This is a genomic window from Streptomyces durocortorensis (assembly GCF_016901035.1).
Taxonomy (GTDB): Bacteria; Actinomycetota; Actinomycetes; order Streptomycetales; family Streptomycetaceae; genus Streptomyces; species Streptomyces durocortorensis.
Genome location: NZ_JAFEUF010000569.1, coordinates 1 through 387, shown reverse-complemented (window position 1 = coordinate 387; position 387 = coordinate 1). Strand labels below are relative to the sequence as shown.

The 387-nt window shown below is 82.9% G+C and carries 1 pseudogene; it reads left to right on the top strand.

What is annotated here, in order from left to right:
* Positions 1-387 (top strand): annotated as a pseudogene (locus JS521_RS36110) (hypothetical protein); the annotation flags it as partial.

The following is a 387-nucleotide window of genomic DNA, read 5'->3' as shown; positions in this document are numbered from 1 at the left end:
CCCCGCCGCCCCCCCCCGGGGGCGCCCCGGCTCCCGGCGGCGGGCCCGCGGCAGTCACCGCCGGCGCGGCCGGGCCGTCCTGCTCGGGGCCCTCGGGCTGCTCCTCGCGGCGGGCGCCCTGAGCCTGGCGGAACTGGCCCTGGAGCCCGGGAGGGACGACACCGCCGCCGACTTCGTCAGCGAGGAGCCGGGCGGTCCGACCGAGGCCGCGCCGGACGAGTCGTCCGCCGACACCCCCCGCGACCCCGGCCCGGTCGGCTCCCGCGCCGGGGCGACCACGGGCCCCGCGACGGACGCCTCACCGGCGGACGACCACAGCGGGAACCCCACGGATCCGACCGGGTCGCCGAGCCCCGGCCCCTCCGCCACGGACGAGCCCACCGCCTC